The organism is Virgibacillus halodenitrificans JCM 12304, assembly GCF_001310895.1.
In the GTDB taxonomy this organism is placed as follows: Bacteria; Bacillota; Bacilli; order Bacillales; family Amphibacillaceae; genus Virgibacillus_Q; species Virgibacillus_Q halodenitrificans.
This window is the reverse complement of the sequence record NZ_BAZS01000004.1, coordinates 50,988-70,736: the sequence shown is the minus strand read 5'-3', so window position 1 is coordinate 70,736 and position 19,749 is coordinate 50,988. Positions and strand designations below refer to the sequence as shown.

The 19,749-nt window shown below is 38.7% G+C and carries 17 protein-coding genes; 3 read left to right on the top strand and 14 right to left on the bottom strand.

Annotated features, from left to right (window positions below):
* Positions 1-86 precede the first annotated feature (86 nt).
* On the top strand, positions 87-887 hold the full coding sequence (locus JCM12304_RS03700) for a DUF2935 domain-containing protein (RefSeq protein WP_060678572.1): 801 nt from the start codon (positions 87-89) through the stop codon (positions 885-887).
* Positions 888-1,065: 178 nt separating this feature from the next.
* Positions 1,066-1,932, top strand: a complete 867-nt coding sequence (locus JCM12304_RS03695; protein ID WP_019375796.1) for an SDR family oxidoreductase — start codon at positions 1,066-1,068, stop codon at positions 1,930-1,932.
* Between the two features lie 112 nt (positions 1,933-2,044).
* Here the strand turns inward: JCM12304_RS03695 and JCM12304_RS03690 are convergent, their stop codons facing one another.
* Positions 2,045-2,404, bottom strand: coding sequence for a membrane lipoprotein lipid attachment site-containing protein (locus tag JCM12304_RS03690; protein WP_060678571.1), 360 nt, complete (start codon positions 2,402-2,404; stop codon positions 2,045-2,047).
* A gap of 375 nt (positions 2,405-2,779) precedes the next feature.
* Complete coding sequence (locus tag JCM12304_RS03685; protein ID WP_060678570.1) at positions 2,780-4,495, bottom strand: ABC transporter ATP-binding protein; 1,716 nt, start codon at positions 4,493-4,495, stop codon at positions 2,780-2,782.
* Between the two features lie 234 nt (positions 4,496-4,729).
* Between JCM12304_RS03685 and JCM12304_RS03680 the strand changes: the two genes are divergently transcribed.
* Complete coding sequence (locus JCM12304_RS03680) at positions 4,730-5,113, top strand: DoxX family protein (RefSeq protein ID WP_019375793.1); 384 nt, start codon at positions 4,730-4,732, stop codon at positions 5,111-5,113.
* Positions 5,114-5,371: 258 nt separating this feature from the next.
* On the opposite strand, the gene JCM12304_RS03675 is transcribed toward JCM12304_RS03680, so the two are convergent.
* From JCM12304_RS03675 to JCM12304_RS03620, 12 genes are all read right to left on the bottom strand, one after another.
* Complete coding sequence (locus JCM12304_RS03675; protein WP_060678569.1) at positions 5,372-6,583, bottom strand: S1C family serine protease; 1,212 nt, start codon at positions 6,581-6,583, stop codon at positions 5,372-5,374.
* A gap of 129 nt (positions 6,584-6,712) precedes the next feature.
* A complete protein-coding gene (locus tag JCM12304_RS03670) occupies positions 6,713-7,498 on the bottom strand; it encodes an MBL fold metallo-hydrolase (protein WP_019375791.1) in 786 nt (261 codons plus the stop codon).
* The gene (locus tag JCM12304_RS03665; protein WP_172675246.1) at positions 7,498-7,698 is read right to left on the bottom strand and encodes a hypothetical protein; all 201 of its coding nucleotides are present in this window, start codon (positions 7,696-7,698) and stop codon (positions 7,498-7,500) included. The genes JCM12304_RS03670 and JCM12304_RS03665 overlap by 1 nt, the downstream gene beginning before the upstream one ends.
* A gap of 41 nt (positions 7,699-7,739) precedes the next feature.
* Positions 7,740-8,426 carry a two-component system regulatory protein YycI gene (locus tag JCM12304_RS03660; RefSeq protein ID WP_060678567.1) on the bottom strand — a complete coding sequence of 229 codons (687 nt, stop codon included), beginning with the start codon at positions 8,424-8,426 and terminating at the stop codon, positions 7,740-7,742.
* Between the two features lie 2 nt (positions 8,427-8,428).
* Positions 8,429-9,739 carry a YycH family regulatory protein gene (locus tag JCM12304_RS03655; protein ID WP_060678566.1) on the bottom strand — a complete coding sequence of 437 codons (1,311 nt, stop codon included), beginning with the start codon at positions 9,737-9,739 and terminating at the stop codon, positions 8,429-8,431.
* Positions 9,739-11,568, bottom strand: a complete 1,830-nt coding sequence (gene walK / locus JCM12304_RS03650) for a cell wall metabolism sensor histidine kinase WalK (RefSeq protein WP_060678565.1) — start codon at positions 11,566-11,568, stop codon at positions 9,739-9,741. Before walK ends, JCM12304_RS03655 begins: the two co-directional genes overlap by 1 nt.
* Before the next feature lie 6 nt (positions 11,569-11,574).
* A complete protein-coding gene (yycF, locus tag JCM12304_RS03645; protein WP_060678564.1) occupies positions 11,575-12,279 on the bottom strand; it encodes a response regulator YycF in 705 nt (234 codons plus the stop codon).
* A 615-nt stretch (positions 12,280-12,894) separates the two neighbouring features.
* Positions 12,895-14,184, bottom strand: a complete 1,290-nt coding sequence (locus JCM12304_RS03640; protein WP_019375785.1) for an adenylosuccinate synthase — start codon at positions 14,182-14,184, stop codon at positions 12,895-12,897.
* 452 nt (positions 14,185-14,636) lie between these two features.
* Positions 14,637-16,010, bottom strand: a complete 1,374-nt coding sequence (gene dnaB, locus JCM12304_RS03635) for a replicative DNA helicase (protein ID WP_019375784.1) — start codon at positions 16,008-16,010, stop codon at positions 14,637-14,639.
* 103 nt (positions 16,011-16,113) lie between these two features.
* Positions 16,114-16,560, bottom strand: coding sequence for a 50S ribosomal protein L9 (gene rplI, locus JCM12304_RS03630; RefSeq protein WP_019375783.1), 447 nt, complete (start codon positions 16,558-16,560; stop codon positions 16,114-16,116).
* A complete protein-coding gene (locus tag JCM12304_RS03625; protein ID WP_060678563.1) occupies positions 16,557-18,530 on the bottom strand; it encodes a DHH family phosphoesterase in 1,974 nt (657 codons plus the stop codon). The genes rplI and JCM12304_RS03625 overlap by 4 nt, the downstream gene beginning before the upstream one ends.
* 45 nt (positions 18,531-18,575) lie before the next feature.
* Positions 18,576-19,520: a YybS family protein gene (locus JCM12304_RS03620; protein WP_019375781.1), complete on the bottom strand. Its 945-nt coding sequence runs from the start codon at positions 19,518-19,520 to the stop codon at positions 18,576-18,578.
* Between the last annotated feature and the right edge of the window lie 229 nt (positions 19,521-19,749).

Genomic DNA, 19,749 nt, shown 5'->3' with positions numbered 1-19,749 from the left:
ATGAAATCTATTTTAAATTAATACTACTATTTTCATCATTAACGGAATACATTAAATCGATGAAATGTTTTAAGGAGTGAGCGTTATTGGCAGACTACTTGAAAGATGCTACATTTGAACATCAATTTTGGCTGCAGGTATTAGGCGACCATGCAACTTTTATTCGGGACTCTCTTTACCCAACCGAAAAAAAAGATATTCAAATTGCCAAGGATTTTATTGTGGTTTTTGAGCAACTATTAAAGAACACCAATTCCTTGTCCAACTCCAATGCCATTACTTTCACAAAAGAAGCGGAAGCAGCTGTAGAAGAATTAAAAAAGTTTAAACTTTCCCTCATCCGAAGACAGTTAGTTGGAAAGATTGGAATTCATTTATCCCCTACATTTATTAACCATATGGTAAATGAACTGGAGGAATATGAACGGGTAATCCAGTATTTGAAGCAAGGTGATTCACCTCCCATTTTCCATGAGCTGCATCACCACCTGCTTTGGCTGGCAGATGCCTATGGTCATGCTGGGGCGATAAATGATGAACTTGATGGAGTGGAAAAAAGATTAAAAGAAAAAAGTAAGGAATTTACGAACCATTTTAGTGATTTTTACCTGAAGGCTGTAGAGCTGACAGGCTATCTACGTGCCAACATCCAGTCCTTTCCTGCACTCGATCGTTTTAATAGTGACGTAGAAATTGAAATGAACCTTTTCCGTACTTTTCTTGGAGAGATTGAAGAAATGGAATTAAACAACACGGTGCTAAGTACATTTTCTGCATTAATGGCAGATCATATGGCTAGAGAGGAATGCTATTACCTTATTAAACTAGCCGAATCCACCGACCAAGCGTATCCAGATTGCGATCCTACTAAGAGAAAACAGAATTAATTAAGTTGAGGAATTCCTACTGTCAGGGAATTTCTTTTTTATTTGGCTTTAAAATACTTGTTGAGGGTTTGATTTCTGAGCAGTATATCGTCTTTTGAAATAAGGTTTTGGCCTCCCCCAGCTGTGGAATAGACTAACATACAACATAGACTTAAAAACTTCAAGGAGGTAGCTAAACATGGATCCAAGAGAAATGCAAAAAGGAAGTACACCTAGACAAAAACAGGAGAAGCAGCCTGGAATAGAATCGAAAATGAATCCTCAGCCTGCGCAACCATTGAACTATAAGGGAAGTAATAAATTAGAAGGGAAAGCAGCGCTCATCACAGGTGGGGATAGCGGAATTGGCAGAGCGGTTGCCATCCTTTATGCCAAAGAGGGTGCGAATGTAGCAATATCTTACCTCGATGAACATGATGATGCGGAAGAAACAAAGAAGCTAGTTGAAAAAGAAGGTGCTAGTTGTTTACTTCTCCCTGGTGATATAAAGGATGAGTCACATTGTATTGACCTCGTGGAAAAAACAGTAGAGGAATTTGGTAAGATAAATATATTAGTTAATAATGCAGCAATTCAATATGTACGAGAAGATGTTCTGGAGATTTCCAGCGAGCAATTTGAGGAAGTATTCCGGACTAACTTCTTTTCACAGTTTTATTTAACAAAAGCTGCTGTACGACATATGAAGGAAGGAGACTCTATTATTAGCACTTCTTCCATTAATGCTTATCGAGGTAATCCAATTTTCATGGATTATTCTGCTACAAAAGGCGCTATTACAGCATGGACAAGAAGTATTGCTCAGAGTCTGGCCAAAAAAGGTATTCGTGCAAATTCAGTTGCACCCGGTCCTGTTTGGACACCGCTTATCCCATCTTCCTTTGATGAAGACGGAGTAGAAAACTTTGGACAGGATACTTTAATGGAAAGACCAGGTCAACCATCCGAGCATGCTTGGCCATATGTTATGCTCGCTGCGGATGAATCCTCTTATATGACCGGACAAGCTATTCACATTAATGGCGGAGCATGGACATCCTCCTAATAAAAAGAAGCACGTTGCTCTTAAGCTGCGTGCTTCTTTTTATTATTTATTTTATTTACGTTCGAGTTATCTCTGCTTCTTCTATGCATTAATATCTGAAAACAGCTATTCCCTAGCTAAGCACTTTATTAACCATCACTTCATCCTCACTTAGCTTAATAATTTTCACTCTTTTTGTACCTTTTAGATAAACACTTTTATAAATTTCTTTTTGCTTATCATTCAAAAAGACAATCACACGTTTTTCGTTACTTTCATCCTTCATTTGGGCATGATATGTTTGTAAATCTATATTTTTCTTAAAGGTTTTATACTCAGGAAACTTTTGCAAGGTATCTTCGGTAATCCCCGTTTCCTCAAACGTAATAGAGCCTGTCCCATCCGTATTTTCCTTTTTTGTATTTTCCTCCGTATTACTCATACATGCCGAAAGTAAAAGCATAATGAGTATCGCGATTACTACTTTTTTCATCTTTCCACTCCTTCTACCTTTATTATTCCCGCTAAAGCTGGAAATTCAGCATGAAATTCAAAAAAAATAAGTATCCAATTTTAAGAAATACAGATGACGTTAAAAATACTTATTACCAGAGAAATACCCTCCAGCAATACATCTCTGAACCATCTCCGGCTTCGCTGCATTAACAGCTCAAAAAATATCCACCCTTTAAAACAACTATAATACTTAATTATTTTCATTTTTTACTCAGTATTTCCCGGGAAATATCGACAAATTTTGAAGTTATTTTAACTACTTATCCACATTTATGCACAAGCAAATGTGTATAATTTTTCTGAAAATAATGTAATTCAGTTATTTTCCCTTTCCTGAATAGAAGTAAACACTTTATTTCATCTGTACCTTATGCAGATGAGCAAAAATACCGTCACGCTGAAGTAATTCTTCGTGACTGCCTTCTTCTTCAATACCTGATTTTGTAACGACCATAATCCGATCCGCATTTTTAATTGTTGCTAACCGGTGGGCAATTATAAGTGTTGTACGTTCTTTTGCCAGCTCAGTTAACGCCTTCTGAATAATCGTTTCTGTCTCTGTATCAAGCGCAGATGTAGCTTCGTCTAATATGAGAATTGGAGGGTTCTTTAAAAACATTCGTGCAATAGCAATTCGCTGTTTTTGCCCTCCGGAAAGCTTAAGTCCTCGTTCTCCAACCTGTGTCTCGTATCCATCAGGCAGTTCATTAATAAATTCCTCCATATGTGCCTGTCTTGCTGCATGCTTAATTTCCTCATCTGTAGCATCTCTATTTCCATAAGCAATATTTTCTTTCAGCGTGCCTGTAAACAGAAACACATCCTGTTGGACAATCCCGATTTGCTTACGTAACGACTCTTTTGTCATATCTCTAAGATCTACTCCATCAATTGTAATACTCCCACTTTCCACATCATAAAAACGAGGAATTAAGGAACATATAGTTGTTTTTCCAGCACCTGATGGACCAACAAAGGCAATGGTTTCTCCTGCTTGGATAGAAAAACTCAACGCATTTAGTACAGGCTCTTGTGTTTTCTCATAACCAAAGGTCACCTTATTGAATGAAATATCTCCGTTTAGATGGCTTATTTGCTTAGCATTCGGTTGGTCTTGTACCTCTGCTTCTGTATCAAGTAATTCAGTAAATCGTTTAAATCCAGCCATCCCTTTTGGATACAATTCCAATAGGGCGGTTATTTTTTGAATCGGATTAAATAACACATTTACAAAAAGTACAAAACTAACCAGTTCTCCCGTAGAAAGCTGCCCAGTGTATGTGAACCAAGCTCCAACAACAAGTACGAGCAGCGTAATGAGCCGCATAAGCATATAGATATTGGAATGGACAATTGCCATTACTTTATATGCTCCTGCCTTTGCCCTTCGAAACTTATAGTTATCTTTTGTAAACCGCTCCATTTCAAAAGCTTCATTGGTAAACGACTGAACGACACGGACACCAGAAACCGCATCTTCTACTCTTGCATTTACACTGGCAATATCCTCATACATCGTTCGCCACGCTTTATTCATTTTTATATTACTAAAGGCAATAAGAAAAATAAGAATGGGTACTGCAATTAAAATAATAAAGGCGAGCTTCATATTAATTGTAAACATAATAATAAACGCACCAATAAAAGTCATAATGGAAATAAAAAAATCTTCCGGTCCATGATGTGCCAGTTCACCTATATCAAATAAATCATTTGTTATCCGACTCATAATATGACCGGTTTTTGTATTGTCAAAAAAACGGAACGATTGACTCTGCACATGCTTAAACAGATCCTGACGCATGTCTGTTTCAATATTTAACCCAAGTTTGTGACCTAAATAGGTAACAATATATTGTAGGAATGAGCTTAATAAATAAACCAGTAATAATAAAATACTAACGGTAATAATTACATCCCAGTTTTTCTCTTGCAGTAATTTATCAATAAAGCTTTGGACTGCAACCGGGAAGGCCAGTTCCAAAATAGCCACTATGACTGCAGCAGTGAAATCAATAATAAATAAGCGTTTATGTGGCTTATAATAAGAGAAAAATCGTCGTATCATCTATGTACTTCCTTTACATTATTTTCTGAAGACTACAGTAGATTATAAGTTTATTGCTCTGTGTTAAGCAAGAAGATCGACTCGAAGCACTAGACATGGCCCCCCTCCCTCCTAGTAAGTAGAAATTGTTTTCCCTTCAAGCCTACTTCCTTCATCTATTTTGAAATGCTTGTCAAGGTTGTCCTTTCCTTAACATATACATAAGTTAATTAACTATTTAAGGAGGGACAACGAATGAAAAAAATACAATTTCATATGCAGGCATACCCTTGGATTTGCTATGCTGTTGGTTATGTTTTTATTACTTCTGGGATTGTTGCATTGCTTGTAAGTGATTTTAGAGGGGTCTTTCACAATCTTGGTATTCCTTTTCCTGAAGCAACTTTATTTTTGATAGCCATTACGGAGGTGGTTTGTGGAATGCTTCTTGTCGGGAGGATGTATGTTCATCTAGCAGTACCACCTTTAATTTTAATTATGCTTGGCGCATTATATTTAACAAAAATCCCAGTCTTACTAACAGAAGGATTCCTTTCCTTTGCTTTTGAAGCAAGATTGGATATTGTCATGCTTATTCTTTTATTAGTTATCTGGCAGCAAGTACGCGTAAAAGTATAATGTGCATAACTTTTGGAAACTAACCATTTTCTGTTGAAAACCAGTGGATAAGCATCTTTTATATGTTAAAATCTACTAGTTATCCACAATTTAATCCACATATGCACAAATGTTCGTAGCTATTTTGTTACCGCACAAAATTTCGACACCATATATTGATTTTCGACTTTAATTATATCCACAAACTGTGCATAACTTTATAATTCTGTGGATAATAAAAGCTATCTTCCGCCTAAACGGTGAAAGATAGCTTTCGTTTTATTGCTCTCCTAATTTTAACGTTGTTTCTTTCTTCTCTCCATCACGATAATAAGTGATTTTCACTTCATCACCTATTTTCTTTTCCTGATAAAGAATCTTACGTAAATCAATCATATTCATTACTGGTTTTCCATCAAGCTCTGTAATAACATCAAGACGTTTTAAGCCGGCCTTATCTGCTGGAGACAATGGTTCCACGCTCCACACATATACGCCGCCCTCAATCTCTTTCGGTAAATTAAGAGAGTTTCTCCATTCCGACTGTGGCACTTCATCCAATGAATAGATCTCCACGCCAATATATGGTCGAGTCACTTCTCCCTGTGTTTCGAGCTCATTAATAATCGGCATAGCTGAATCGATAGGGATAGCAAAACCAATTCCCTCTACAGCTGTCTGATTAATTTTCATCGAGTTTATACCGATAAGCTGGCCGTCTATGTTTATTAACGCTCCACCACTGTTACCAGGGTTAATGGCTGCATCTGTTTGTATAACCTCTGCCTGCCAGTCTGCACGCCCGTCCTGGTTAAAATCCTGTGGAATGGTACGTTCTTTACCGCTAATTACCCCTTGTGTAACAGATCCGGAAAACATCAGGCCAAGTGGGTTACCAATTGCAATAGCAGGTTCTCCCACTTTCACATCACCAGATGAGCCCACTTCAATGGCTTGATCCACATCCGCTCCATCCATGCGTAATACAGCTAAATCTGAAAATAAATCACTTCCGACTATTTCCGCTTTAATACTTGTCTCATCTGCAAGTACTACTTCCACTGTATCCGCACCTTCAATTACGTGGTGATTTGTTACAACGAAGGCGGTTCCATCTTTTTTCTTATAAATAACACCAGAACCCGTTCCCGCTTCCTGATCCTCTTGTTGCTGCTGCCAGAAATCACCTTGCCGTTGAAGATTCACAACACCAACTACCGCCGGGGATACTTTTTCAACTACATCTGTTATTTGAGTATTTACATCCACATTAACTGTGGAATTTACTGAATCGCCATCTTGCTTCACTCCTGAACTGGAGGAATCTCCAGCAGTTTCATTACCAGGTAATAACCCTGATTCCTGAATGGATGGCATAACCACAACAACTAATAATATACCAATAATTATTCCTAGCAAAACGGGGACTAACCACCCGCCGGATTTTTTTCTATGCGGATTTGGTCTGTAATTTTGATCGTAGTATCCCATATATCCAACCCCTATCCTAAAAAATAAACATAATCAATATAGTTATTCCTTATTTATGAAAAATTAAACTAAGAAAAGGGAGCGTTTCTTTAATGAAACGCTGTTTTCAAAGTAAATAGCACCTACCAATTATACTACTTCATATAAGGATGTCGGGGAATTTGGATCAGTATCATGCAAATCAATTTTAATGCCCCGCTCCTGCAGCACACTTTCCACAGACATGCGGGCAAGATCCTTCATATTATTATCCAGGCTTAAATGCGCCAAGTAGATACGTTTCGTACGATTACTAATAATATCTGTTAATGCGAGGCCGCAGTCTTCATTGGATACGTGACCTGAATCACCAAGAATACGTCTTTTTACATTCCAAGGGTATCTTCCCATACGTAGCATACTTACATCATGATTTGCCTCAAAAATATAAGCATCTGCATCCTCGACGGTTTTTTTGATCCGTTCAGATACATACCCAAGATCTGTAACAAGCGCAACCTTCTTATTATCATGATGAAAAGTATAAAACATCGGTTCCGCGGCATCATGTGATACTCCAAACGATTCGATATCCATGTCACCAAATGTTTTTACTTCCTCCATACCGAAATGAAATTTTTGGTCTGTCGTAAGCTTTCCAATTGAGCGCTCCATGGCTTTCCAGGTTTTCTCATTGGCATAAATAGGTAGGTTATATTTGCGAGCCACTATCCCCAAGCCTTTAATGTGATCACTATGCTCATGAGTAACCAAAATTCCTGTCAGCTTGGATGGGTCGATGTTGATTTCTTGAAATAAACGATCGATTTGCTTCCCGCTCAAGCCAGCATCTACAAGAATTTTTTCCTTTTCTGATTCTATATAAAATGCATTCCCTGTACTGCCAGAAGCCAGTACACTAAAACGCAATGTCATTACTCCTCACCTCTACTACCTTCTACTTGCAATTTTTGATTTAAAAGCTGTAGAATGCTATCTTTCCATTCTACCTCATCCTCTAATTTCTTGATCTTACTTAACGTCGATTGAATGGCATCGCCAATAAACTCGGTGTCATTACTTGCGAAAATATGTCCCTCAATCGCATTAATAAAATAATTGCGTTCGTCATTCACGGTTATTTTATAGGTTGGCGCAAACACTTGCTTGCCATTGGCTAACGGAATCCTTGTATGGTAACCAATCTCCGTATTGGTAATATTATCCTCAGCATATACTCATTCGCATTATACAATATTTCAATTGCTTTCATTGGTTTCGTAAGTGTCCGCAAATCCCCTTGTTCCTCTGCTTCGCCAAGCATTGTCTGGGTATAATATTCCATCTCATTATCCTTGTTTAAATAAACAAGGAGCATGCCGTTTTCATTAAAGTAAATTGGCCTATTCTCTTTTTCCTGAAAAAAAAGCAATGCATTTCTATCTTTATTCCACCCCCAAAACGTAAAATCCTCCGGGTGGATAATATGACTCTTCACCAGTTTACTAATATCGGCAGACTGTGCTTTATCAGGAATAGCAATCGGCTCTTCAAATTTGGAAACAATCAAGTTTTTATCAATTACTTCAACATCCTGTTTATCCAAATCTGCTAGTTGGCTTAATTCTTTATCACTGTATTCTCTCCTTAGTACAGAAATATAAGAATCTTTTTCAATTTCTACTTCGTTATCACTAATGGTAATATCCTCTTGTTCCAGCTTAGATTCAAAGGAAGTCTCTTCCTGACTGGTCAACACACCAACATCTGCCCGTTCCTGCTTTTCCATAAATTGCATTAGTAAATAAACATCCAGAATTAGAAAGCAAAGGATAAATAGTGTTTTTATTTGATTCCACTGCATCCTTAACTTCCTCCTTCCGCTTTGTTATTACCAGTGGTATTTATTTGCTCCCATGCCCCATTATAGTTTACATACCAAGTGGGCTCGAGCGTCACGTAATCACTAAGGTCATTTTCTTGATATTTAAGCTCATATCCTAGCTTGATGTCCAAAATGTTTTGCTTCTTTTGACTATCCATACCCTCAATTTCCTTTAATACTTCTTCACCTGACGAAATATATACGGATTCTTTTCCTAATGAATTATTTAATTTAAACAAAGAGCGTTGATAACGGTATAGATCTTGATTTCGGAATTCTTGGCTAATGGAAGCCATATTATACTTATTGAAGACCGGATATCCTCTGTAAAACATTTGATATGTTATTTTATTTATCGATGGCTCGATATCCATTAAATTAAATTCCTCTGTCCAGCCCTTATGTCCGTTAACTTTTTCAATACTGCTGTCTAATAATTCCAAGGGATTCTTCTGCTGATATTGAGATGTAATGGGGTTAAAGAACTCCATTCTATTACCATTGTGATCCACACTGAGTTCTCGTACCCCATCCGTGAAGTATACTTCTCCCTCCGTAATAGAGGATGCAATGGAACGACTTACTCTGGATGGATCCAGGAATAAATCATTTACAAGCTTTGTTGCCGGAATACTACTTACAGATAAAGACCATTTTTTTACATCAGGGCTTCCGCTTGGAAAAAAGATATCTCTTTTACCTTCCTTAAAGACAAGGTATTCTGTAAGATTCTTTTGTGAATCAATCGTTTTCCATAGCCTACTATAGATTTGTGAATCATTAATTACAGCTGTTGCTTTATGTCTGTTATCAATGGAGATAAATTGTATTTTTAACGAAGAGGATTCTTCTATAAACGTAAAGTACATGCGGTCAAAGGACCATGTAGGAAATTCCTCTATATCGTCTTTAAAAGAAAATAAATACGGCAAAATTTCCATAGGGAGATCATCTGGATAGATCATCTCGATGTCATATGGTTGAATATCACCTTTTTTCTCCCCAGCTCTAAAATCGTAGAGAACCGTAGATTGCAGCTCATTGTAAAACCCTTGGCGCTTATCAGGCTCATCATAACCAAAATGTGCCCCATTTGTATGAAAAATAACACTTATCGGTTCAATTAAAGATTTTTTAGTTTCTTTCATCCCACCAATATCAATTTCCTTCAACAAATCTGGTCCGCCTACTGGGGTTTGATTGGGTTGGTATGTCCATAAACCAAAGGTTAATAACAAACTGACACCGACCAATACAACCAGAGCAAATGACTTAGCTGTTTCCAGTTTCATTATAATCCCCTCCGCTTCTGATTCATTAGCGGAAGTGTAAAGAGGATTGCTGTCCCTTTACCTTCTTTACTTTTTGCCCAGATTTTACCGTGATGTGCTTCTACCAGCTCTTTTGCAATGGCAAGTCCTAATCCAGTACCACCCAATTTACGTGTTCTGGCCTTATCTGCCCGATAAAAACGTTCAAAAATCTTTTCAAGTTTATCATAAGCAATTCCCATACCCTCATCCTGGATGCTGACAAGAATATGATGGCGCCTGTTTTCCACACGGAGTGTTATTTTACCACCCTCTGGTGAATATTTAATCGCATTGGATATAATATTATCAAGCACTTGTGTCATCTTATCCTGATCGAGCCAAACATTGAATTTCCCTTTCGGAAGCTCGCGTTTTAGTGAAATATGTTCAGGTACGTTCATTTCAAAGCGATCAATTATCCCATGAAAATAATTAATGAATTCTGTCCTTTCTTTCTTTAACGGATGTTCCTTTGCATCCATTTTAGAAAGCTGTAACAGATCATTTACCATGCGAATCATACGCTCCGTTTCATTTTGTGCAACACCAAGGAATTTAGGAGCAATTTCCTTATCTTCCCATGCACCATCTGTCAATGCTTCAATATAACTTCGCATTGTGGTTAATGGTGTACGCAGCTCATGAGATACATTGGATACGAAATCACGGCGTTCCTGTTCAATTTTCTCTTGCTCTGTTACATCACTGATTACGGTAATAAACCCGGTAAGCTCGTCCTCATCATCCAGCACTGTAGAGAAGTTAGCACGTACTAGTGACTCTTGTTCCTCTGTACTTAAATCAATAATAATCGATCCACTGTCATGAAGCTCTGTTATATCAACGATCTTCTCTTCTAATTGAAAGATATCCAGCAGATTTTCTCCAATAATTTCATCCGGATTATGACCAATTAATCTTCCTGCCGCTTCATTCATTAACGTAACAGCCCCGACATTGTCTGTAGCAATTACACCATCTGACATATTGGATAGAACCGAGCTTAGCTTTCGCCGCTCTTCTTCAATCGTTGCATAGGAGTGTTTTAATCGGCTGTTCAAATCATTAAAGGTTTCTGCCAGGTGACCAATTTCATCTCGACCATACACATTTACCTTTTGGGTAAAATCGCCTCTAGCCATTGTCTGGGCCTGTCTCCGCATTTCAATGATCGGTTTTGTAATCGTCCTTGCTACCAATATACCTATAAAAGCAGACACTGTTACTGCAAGGATGGAGCCCTTAAGAAAAATTTCATTAATATTTTGCAGCTGTTCATTTACACCTTCCATAGATGCCTTTAAATAAATGACCCCAACGGCCACACCGTCACTATCTAAAATAGGTTGGGCAAGGACAAAAACCTGCTGCCTGGTTGCCTGATCAAACATTTCCCCTGACTGCACAGAATCTGTTACCAATGCTTGCTGTACCATATCTCTCGTTGTTTTCTTTCCGATATCTCCCTGCGAACTATAATCATTTGTAGCAATAATCCGGCTTTGGTTATTAATTACTTGCAGGCTCGTAATATCATCTGGCCCAACATCTGAAATAATGCTTTGAACCTCTTGCTGTAATGTGGGTCCTTCCCCATCCTCCATTCGCTCCCTATTAAATGCTTGCTCCAAATTATAGCTTAAGAGCTGCACACGATCGTTAATGGACGTAAAGAAGTTTTCCCGGAGCTCTGCTTCCAATTCATTGGTGAAAAAAGATCCAATAACCTGAATCGCCACAAGTAATAATAAAATATAAATAATTATAAACTTTAATTGTATAGAGCGAAAAAAACCGACTTTGTTCATTAGCAATTACTCCTGCTCAGGATTGCGTAAATAATAGCCCACACCTCTTCTTGTAACGATCCACGTAGGGTTACTAGGGTTCTCCTCTATTTTTTCGCGAAGTCTTCTTACTGTTACGTCAACAGTCCGCACATCGCCAAAGTAATCATAACCCCACACAGTTTCCAATAGATGCTCACGCGTCATTACTTGTCCCATATGTCTTGCTAAATAATGAAGCAGCTCGAATTCTCTATGGGTAAGCTCAATCTGAACCCCATTTCGTGATACTACATATGCATCAGGATGAATAACAAGCGCCCCGATCTCTATGTCCTTTGTAGCTTTTACTTTATCGTCCGGAACAGCTTGCTGTCTACGCAGGTTCGCCTTCACACGTGCAATTACCTCCCGGTTACTGAAAGGCTTTGTCACATAATCATCTGCACCTAACTCAAGACCAAGCACCTTATCAATTTCCGAATCTTTGGCTGTCAGCATAATAATTGGCATGGACTGTGTTTTCTGGATTTCCCTGCATACTTCATTGCCATCACGATTGGGAAGCATAATATCCAATAAAATTAAATCCGGCTTTTCAGCTTCAGCAACCTCAATTGCCTCATCGCCATCATGTGCTAATACAACCTCATAACCTTCTTTTTCTAAGTTGAATTTCAATATATCTGCAATTGGTTGTTCATCATCTACAACTAATATCTTTTGACCCATCTTCGACACATCCTTTATTAATTACAATCTAACTCTTACTTTAACATATTACTAAGTTTTATTTTATCGTACTTTCAGGTAAATGTCTTTCATTGGCGTGTATTAGCAAAAGGAAAAATATAGTTTTATCTCATGTTGGGGGCTTGGGGGATGTCTTTCATGAGTAGGGTGACGGACATTGCTCGCGCTAAATCCGGGGGGAATGTCTTTCATAACGGCGATGACGGACATTAAGCGCGTGAAATCGGGCGGGAATGTCTTTCATAAGTGGGATGACGGACATTGAGAGCGCGAAATCATGCGGGAATGTCTTTCATAAGTGGGGTGACGGACATTGCGCGCGCTAAATCGAAGCGGAATGTCTTTCATAAGTGGCATGATGGACATTGCGAGCACAAAATCATGCGGCAAGGTCTTTCATAAGTGGCATGATGGACATTGCGAGCACAAAATCATGCGGCAATGTCTTTCATAAGGGCGATGACGGACATGGAGCGCGTGAAATCCCACAGCAATGTCTTTCATAAACGCAAACGCCATAACAGATCTCAACCAATTACAAAAAGAGGTCATCTCCACTAGATAGAGACAACCCCTTTTTAGGTTAATTTTATATTAAGAGCTATAAACACTTCTTACTATATTCGTCTGCGAGCGGTCTGGACCTACAGAGAAGACGGACAATGGAATTTGTGTCAGCTGAGAAATACGCTCAAGGTAATGACGCGCATTCGCAGGTAATTCGTCCAAGCTTTTCACATTGGTAATATCCTCTGTCCAGCCTGGCATTTCCTCATACACCGGCTCACATTCAGCAAGAGCGGATAGACTTGCCGGAAACTCATGGATAACCTCACCTTTGTACTTATAGGCAACACAGATTTTCAATGTTTCAATTCCTGTAAGTACATCAATAGAGTTTAAAGATAAATCAGTAATCCCGCTGACGCGACGTGCGTGGCGTACAACTACACTATCAAACCAACCAACTCTTCGCGGCCTCCCAGTAGTTGTTCCATACTCTCGTCCGACCTCACGAATCTGATCACCAATCTCATCATGAAGCTCAGTAGGGAACGGACCATCGCCCACACGTGTAGTATATGCTTTCGAAACACCTACAACATGATTGATTTTAGTCGGACCAACACCTGATCCGATAGTAACCCCACCTGCTATTGGATTGGAGGATGTTACAAACGGATATGTTCCTTGGTCAATATCAAGCATGACCCCCTGTGCTCCCTCGAATAACACACGACGTCCTTCATCAAGCGCATCATTTAATACAACGGACGTATCACAAACATATGGAGCCATTTGCTGGCCATATTCATAATACTCTTCTAAAATATCTTCCACATGCAGGGGATCAACTTCGTACACTTTTTCAAACAAGCGATTCTTTTCTTTCAGATTTTGCTCGAGTTTTTCCCGAAAAGCATCTTTATCCAACAAGTCAGCAATCCGTATGCCCATCCGTGCTGCTTTGTCCATATAGGCAGGACCAATTCCCTTTTTGGTTGTCCCAATTTTATTGACACCTTTTTCCTCTTCCTGCAAGATATCCAATTTTAAATGATAAGGTAAAATAACATGTGCTCGATTACTTATACGTAAATTGTCTGTAGATACATTGCGTTCATGTAAATAGGCAACCTCTTCTACAAATGCTTTGGGATCAATAACCATTCCGTTACCCAAGACACAGATTTTATCGTCAAAAAATATCCCTGAAGGAATTAAATGTAATTTATATGTCACATTATCAAACTTAATTGTATGCCCGGCGTTGTTTCCTCCTTGATAACGAGCAACCACCTCGGCATTTTGCGATAGAAAGTCAGTAATTTTACCTTTCCCTTCATCGCCCCATTGTGTTCCAACTACTACTACTGAGGACATAGCGCACCTCCACTGAATTTATCTAAATCATATGGTTTTAATAATCACAACTGTTATTTTACCAGTATCTCCTTGCCCCGTCAATCCCAAATGCGAACAATAAGTTACTATAAAATTTTATTGTTCGGTTATTTTCATAGATTAATAGAAGGTTAATGGTTATTCAGTTGGCTGAGCTACAGAACCGTAAGTTAATAGGATAGTTGAAAGGAAGTGGGAGCGAGAGATTTATAGCTATGTTATTGGTTGTTTTAATTAGCAGTAAGTAGGGGCTATTCATTGTAAAGAGTGTCTATTCGCAATAGACGAGAATAATCCGCTGCAGAGCCTAAGTATCCCCAGCACCTTATATAGTGTCTGACTTTGAAGGAATAGCTACTTTATTTTTCATGAACTAGCTCCCGATCCCGAAAAATAAAACACAAAAAAACAGCCCTATAAAAGGCTGTTATCTATACTTGCACTGGTGCTGGAGGGACATCACTTTCTGAATATCGATGATCCAGGTCAACGAATTTATTGTATTCCTTAACGAAGGCAAGCTCTACATTACCGACAGGACCATTACGTTGCTTGGAAATAATGATTTCTATAATATTCTGTTTCTCTGATTCTGTATCATAATAATCATCACGATATAAGAATCCTACAATGTCCGCATCCTGCTCAATACTTCCTGACTCACGTAAGTCAGACATCATCGGACGTTTATCCTGACGTGATTCTACTCCACGGGAAAGCTGAGATAAAGCAATTAATGGCACATTCAATTCACGAGCCAGACCTTTAAGGGAACGTGATATCTCAGATACTTCCTGCTGTCTGTTTTCCTTTGAGTTAACACTACCTTGGATGAGCTGTAAATAATCAATTAAAATCATTCCAAGCCCATGTTCCTGTTTCAAACGACGGCACTTTGAGCGAATATCAGCAACCCGGATTCCCGGTGTATCATCAATGTAAATACCTGCATTTGATAGACTTCCCATTGCCATCGTAAGCTTACTCCAGTCATCGGCCTGCAGCTGACCATTACGCATGCGCTGTGCATCAATATTCCCCTCTGCACAAAGCATACGTTGTACCAGTTGGTCAGCTCCCATTTCTAAACTAAATATCGCTACATTTTCATCTGTATTAACAGCGACGTTTTGAGCAACGTTTAAGGCAAATGCCGTTTTACCAACAGATGGCCTTGCAGCAACGATAATTAAGTCATTTCGCTGGAAACCGGAAGTAATCTTATCCAGATCACGGAAACCAGTAGGGATCCCGGTTACGTCGGCACTTTGGTGATGAAGCTGTTCAATATTATCATATACATCTATAAGTACATCTTTAATTGCTTTAAATGCTCCGGAATTTTTCCGTCCGGAAACCTCCAGAATGGACTTCTCTGCTTCATTTAAAACATCTTCTACTTCATCTTCCCGCTCAAATCCTGATGTAACAATGTCTGTTGCTGAACGAATAAGTCTCCGTAAGAGAGCTTTTTCCTCAACGATTTTACAATAGTACCCTATATTGGCAGCTGTCGGCACACTTTCTGCAAGCTCAGATAGATAAGAAACGCCACCAATCTCTTCTAATTGCTTTGCATTATGCAAAAAGGATGTAACAGTAACAACATCAATTGGTTCACCACGATCAGCAAGCTTCATCATTGCAGAAAAAATCCGCTGATGACTTGCACGGTAAAAATCTTCCGGTATTAAAGATTCCGATGCAGTCGAAAATGCCTCCGGATCCAAAAATACAGCTCCCAAAATGGATTGCTCTGCTTCCAAATTATGCGGTGGTGTACGATCACTCCATACTTCACTCATTTGCTGCCCCCTCCCTTGAGGATAGAAGAAGGCTCACCAAAAAGTGAGCCCGCCTTCCCAATTTTTCTAACGTCGTAAATTGCAAATAAGATAATCGTTGTCCTTATTTCTCTGAAACATGAACTTTAATAGAGCCGGAAACCTCTGGATGCAATTTCACAGGTACTGTTGTGTACCCCAATGCACGAATTGGCTCATCCAGTTCAATCTTCCGCTTATCAACTTTATGTCCATGCTCTTTTTGCAAGGCTTCGGCTATTTGCTTGCTTGTAATAGAGCCAAAAAGTCGGCCATTATCGCCTGATTTAGCTTTTAATTCAACAGTTAGATCTGCAAGCGTGTCTTTCAGATCCATTGCTTCCTCTTTTTCTTCCTGTTCCAACTGCTCTGTCTTACGCTGTTGAGCTTCTAATGCTTTCAAATTACCAGCTGTTGCTTCTTCAGCTAAATTATTTTTTAAAAGGTAGTTACGTGCATAGCCATCAGAAACGTTCTTTACTTCCCCTTTTTTTCCTTTGCCCTTCACGTCTTTTAATAGAATTACTTTCATTCTGTTTCTCTCCCCTCATAATACTCATCAAGTATATCTTTTAATAAATTTGCTGCATCTTCTATAGTTGTATCTTCTATTTGAGTAGCTGCATTCGTCAAATGCCCGCCACCATTCATTTTTTCCATAATAACCTGCACATTCACGTTACCTAAGGAACGTGCGCTTATTCCTATTCTATCATCTTTTCTTTCTGAAATAACGAATGAAGCATCAATTCCACTCATGGTAAGTAGCGTATCTGCCGCCTGTGCTATTAGTACAGGTCCATAAGCCTGGCCTTCCTCGGCCTTCGAAATAGCTATATGTCCACGATATACTTCCGAACGTTCCACCAATTTACTACGCTTAACGTAAATATCAAGGTCTTCCTTCATAAATTGCTGGACTAATACAGTGTCCGCACCTTTAGCTCGCAAATAACTGGCTGCATCAAAGGTTCTTGACCCTGTACGCAATGTAAAGCTCTTCGTATCGACAATAATTCCTGCCAATAAAGCCGTTGCTTCAAGCATTTTTAACTTTAATGCTTTCGGCTGGTATTCCAATAGCTCTGTAATTAACTCCGAAGCAGAGGAAGCATATGGTTCCATATAAACAAGGGTAGGATTTTCAATAAATTCTTCAGCTCTCCGATGATGGTCAATGACAACTTTATATTCGGATAGATGGAGCAATGGTTCATGTGCTACCATACTAGGTTTATGCGTATCCACGACGACTACCAAGCTTCTATTTCCGGTAATTGCCTCTGCATGATCTGGATCAATAAAATACTGCCAGACATCTTCATCTTCTTTAATTGCTTCCACTAATCGGTATACACCTGTATCTACATCATCCGGATCGAACACAATATGGCCCTCTACGCCATTTGCTTTAGCGATATTTAAAATCCCAATTGCTGCGCCTAAGGAATCCATATCAGGTGATTTATGTCCCATAATTATGACATTATCACTAACCTTCACCAATTCCTTCAACGCATGGGAGATAACACGCGCACGTACTCTGGTCCGTTTTTCCATCGGGTTGGTTTTACCACCGTAGAATCGAACCTTCCCTGTTTCATCTTTGATGGCAACCTGGTCACCACCACGGCCAAGTGCTAAATCTAAGCTTGATTGAGCCAATTGTCCAAGTACAGGTAGCTCTACATTGCCTGCACCCACTCCAATACTTAGTGTCACAGGATTGTTTTGCTCCCCGTTTAATTCACGTACTTCATCTAAAATATCGAATTTAACCTTTTCCAGCTTCTTTAAAATTTCCTTTGAGCCAACCGCAAGAAATCTCTCCTGAGATGTTCTCTTCAAGTATAGACCATAGCTTTTCGACCACTCATTTAACACTGAAGTTACTTGTGAGTTCAACTGACTTTTCGTCGTATCATCCATGTTTTGCGTGATTTCCTCATAATTATCCAAAAAGATAATTGCAAGCACTGTTTGGTCGTTATAGTAAAGTGTTTGCAGCTCTACCTGGGATGTACGATCAAAAAGGTATAGCAAACGCTCTTCTTTTTTTACGGTTGTCTGAAACTTATAGCCCTCCAGCTCGAACCATATTTCTTCCTTGTCTTCTTTAATCATCGGAATTAATTCATCCCCAAGGGAATGTAGAGACTTACCAACTAATGTATCGTCCTCGGCAAATTGATTCATATATGGATTGGTCCATTCCACCTTATAATCCTCATTATACAGAACGATACCAAAAGGCATTTCCAGCAATGCCTCTTCCCCCACCTTTTTTATCCGATGAGATAAAGTGGTTATATATTTTTCTGCTTCATTTTGTAAAATAATTTCTGACCTTATACTGTAGTAGAAAGAAGCAGCAAGCAACAGGGTCATAATCAAGCCAAGAATCCATTGAAAATACCAAATCCCAAATAACAGGAGAATGGATAATAAATAAATCACCCATAAATGGCTCCGAAATGTTGGCTTCTTTTTTAGGTCTTGCATAAAATTCAGCTCCCTACGAATTGACGCCTTTTTTCTCTTCCATCACTACTCTTTCTTTGAAAGACGATCTCTTAACCCGAATCCCAAATCAATAATACCTAAAATCCGTACGAGATAGAAAAACAGCATAGGAAATAGGATCGTAAGTACAACAATTAGGATCGGAATCGCTTTAGACATATTCTTATGATGCGCATAGTAGAAAATAAATGAAAATCCTTGAATTGCCATGAGGACCCCTGTCAACACAAGTAAGTTCTCTGCCGCTAAATGAAAAATGTTTGATTGCTCTGAAACGATTAGTGTGATAATCAAAGCAAAGAAATATACCCATATTAGCGATACGGGAAATCGCAAGTGGCGAAATGGTGGAAACTTAATCTCTTTATTATCCAACCGTCGAATTATTTTATAGCTTACCCATTGGCTAAGAAAAGCTAATCCTATTGCAATTAGAGCAATAAATACAGGTAACAGATTTACAAGCATATCTAAAGAAGCTTCCAGCATTTCGCGGGCTTCCTCTGTCTGTTCACCCATTCCAAATTGTTCAAACGTATTTATCGTCATATCCATCGATTCATTCATCATATTCTCAAGTTCATTTACCCAATTCACACCAAATACATATTGCGTAAAAACGAAAGCAAACAATAGACCAATAATAAACCCAAATGTTCCTCGTGCCCAAGTCTCATATGGAGTTAGTTTACGATAGATTGCACTTCCAATCATAATCCCGCCTAACCCCATTAGAAGTGTAACTGGTAATGAAAATAAGGTAGCAAACAGGATAGATAATAACATGGAAACAGCAAGCATGATCAATGATGGCCGCCAGTCATAACGTGATGCATAGATCACAAAGGGAACTGGCAATACAAACATTGCGAAAAAAGATAGAACAGGAACGAATACACTAACTAATATCAATACAATGAAAATAGCTGTTAAAAGTGCCCCTTCTGTTAATCGTTTTGACTGATTCATAAAGCACCTCGACTACATTCTATATTTATGTCATTATAATATGATAACATGATTTCCCCCGAAAAGGGTGTCGAAATTGGTGGAAATAACTATTTTCCAGGGAATATATTACCTTTTATAATATAGCGACATATCGTGCCCAGCACATGAAATTGTCATGGATTATTCATGGCTAAAGCAGTTTTTATTCACTCTTATCAATTATAATAGAAAGGACCGCCAACTACAA

Coding starts and splice junctions, on each gene's coding strand:
- JCM12304_RS03685 (WP_060678570.1), bottom strand. CDS start 4,495: ATGATACGACGATTTTTCTCTTATTATAAGCCACATAAACGCTTATTT.
- walK (WP_060678565.1), bottom strand. CDS start 11,568: ATGAACAAAGTCGGTTTTTTTCGCTCTATACAATTAAAGTTTATAATT.
- yycF (WP_060678564.1), bottom strand. CDS start 12,279: ATGGGTCAAAAGATATTAGTTGTAGATGATGAACAACCAATTGCAGAT.
- JCM12304_RS03655 (WP_060678566.1), bottom strand. CDS start 9,739: ATGAAACTGGAAACAGCTAAGTCATTTGCTCTGGTTGTATTGGTCGGT.
- JCM12304_RS03640 (WP_019375785.1), bottom strand. CDS start 14,184: ATGTCCTCAGTAGTAGTAGTTGGAACACAATGGGGCGATGAAGGGAAA.
- JCM12304_RS03625 (WP_060678563.1), bottom strand. CDS start 18,530: ATGCAAGACCTAAAAAAGAAGCCAACATTTCGGAGCCATTTATGGGTG.
- JCM12304_RS03660 (WP_060678567.1), bottom strand. CDS start 8,426: ATGCAGTGGAATCAAATAAAAACACTATTTATCCTTTGCTTTCTAATT.
- JCM12304_RS03680 (WP_019375793.1), top strand. CDS start 4,730: ATGAAAAAAATACAATTTCATATGCAGGCATACCCTTGGATTTGCTAT.
- JCM12304_RS03695 (WP_019375796.1), top strand. CDS start 1,066: ATGGATCCAAGAGAAATGCAAAAAGGAAGTACACCTAGACAAAAACAG.
- JCM12304_RS03675 (WP_060678569.1), bottom strand. CDS start 6,583: ATGGGATACTACGATCAAAATTACAGACCAAATCCGCATAGAAAAAAA.
- JCM12304_RS03690 (WP_060678571.1), bottom strand. CDS start 2,404: ATGAAAAAAGTAGTAATCGCGATACTCATTATGCTTTTACTTTCGGCA.
- dnaB (WP_019375784.1), bottom strand. CDS start 16,010: ATGAGTGAAGTATGGAGTGATCGTACACCACCGCATAATTTGGAAGCA.
- JCM12304_RS03670 (WP_019375791.1), bottom strand. CDS start 7,498: ATGACATTGCGTTTTAGTGTACTGGCTTCTGGCAGTACAGGGAATGCA.
- rplI (WP_019375783.1), bottom strand. CDS start 16,560: ATGAAAGTAATTCTATTAAAAGACGTGAAGGGCAAAGGAAAAAAAGGG.
- JCM12304_RS03620 (WP_019375781.1), bottom strand. CDS start 19,520: ATGAATCAGTCAAAACGATTAACAGAAGGGGCACTTTTAACAGCTATT.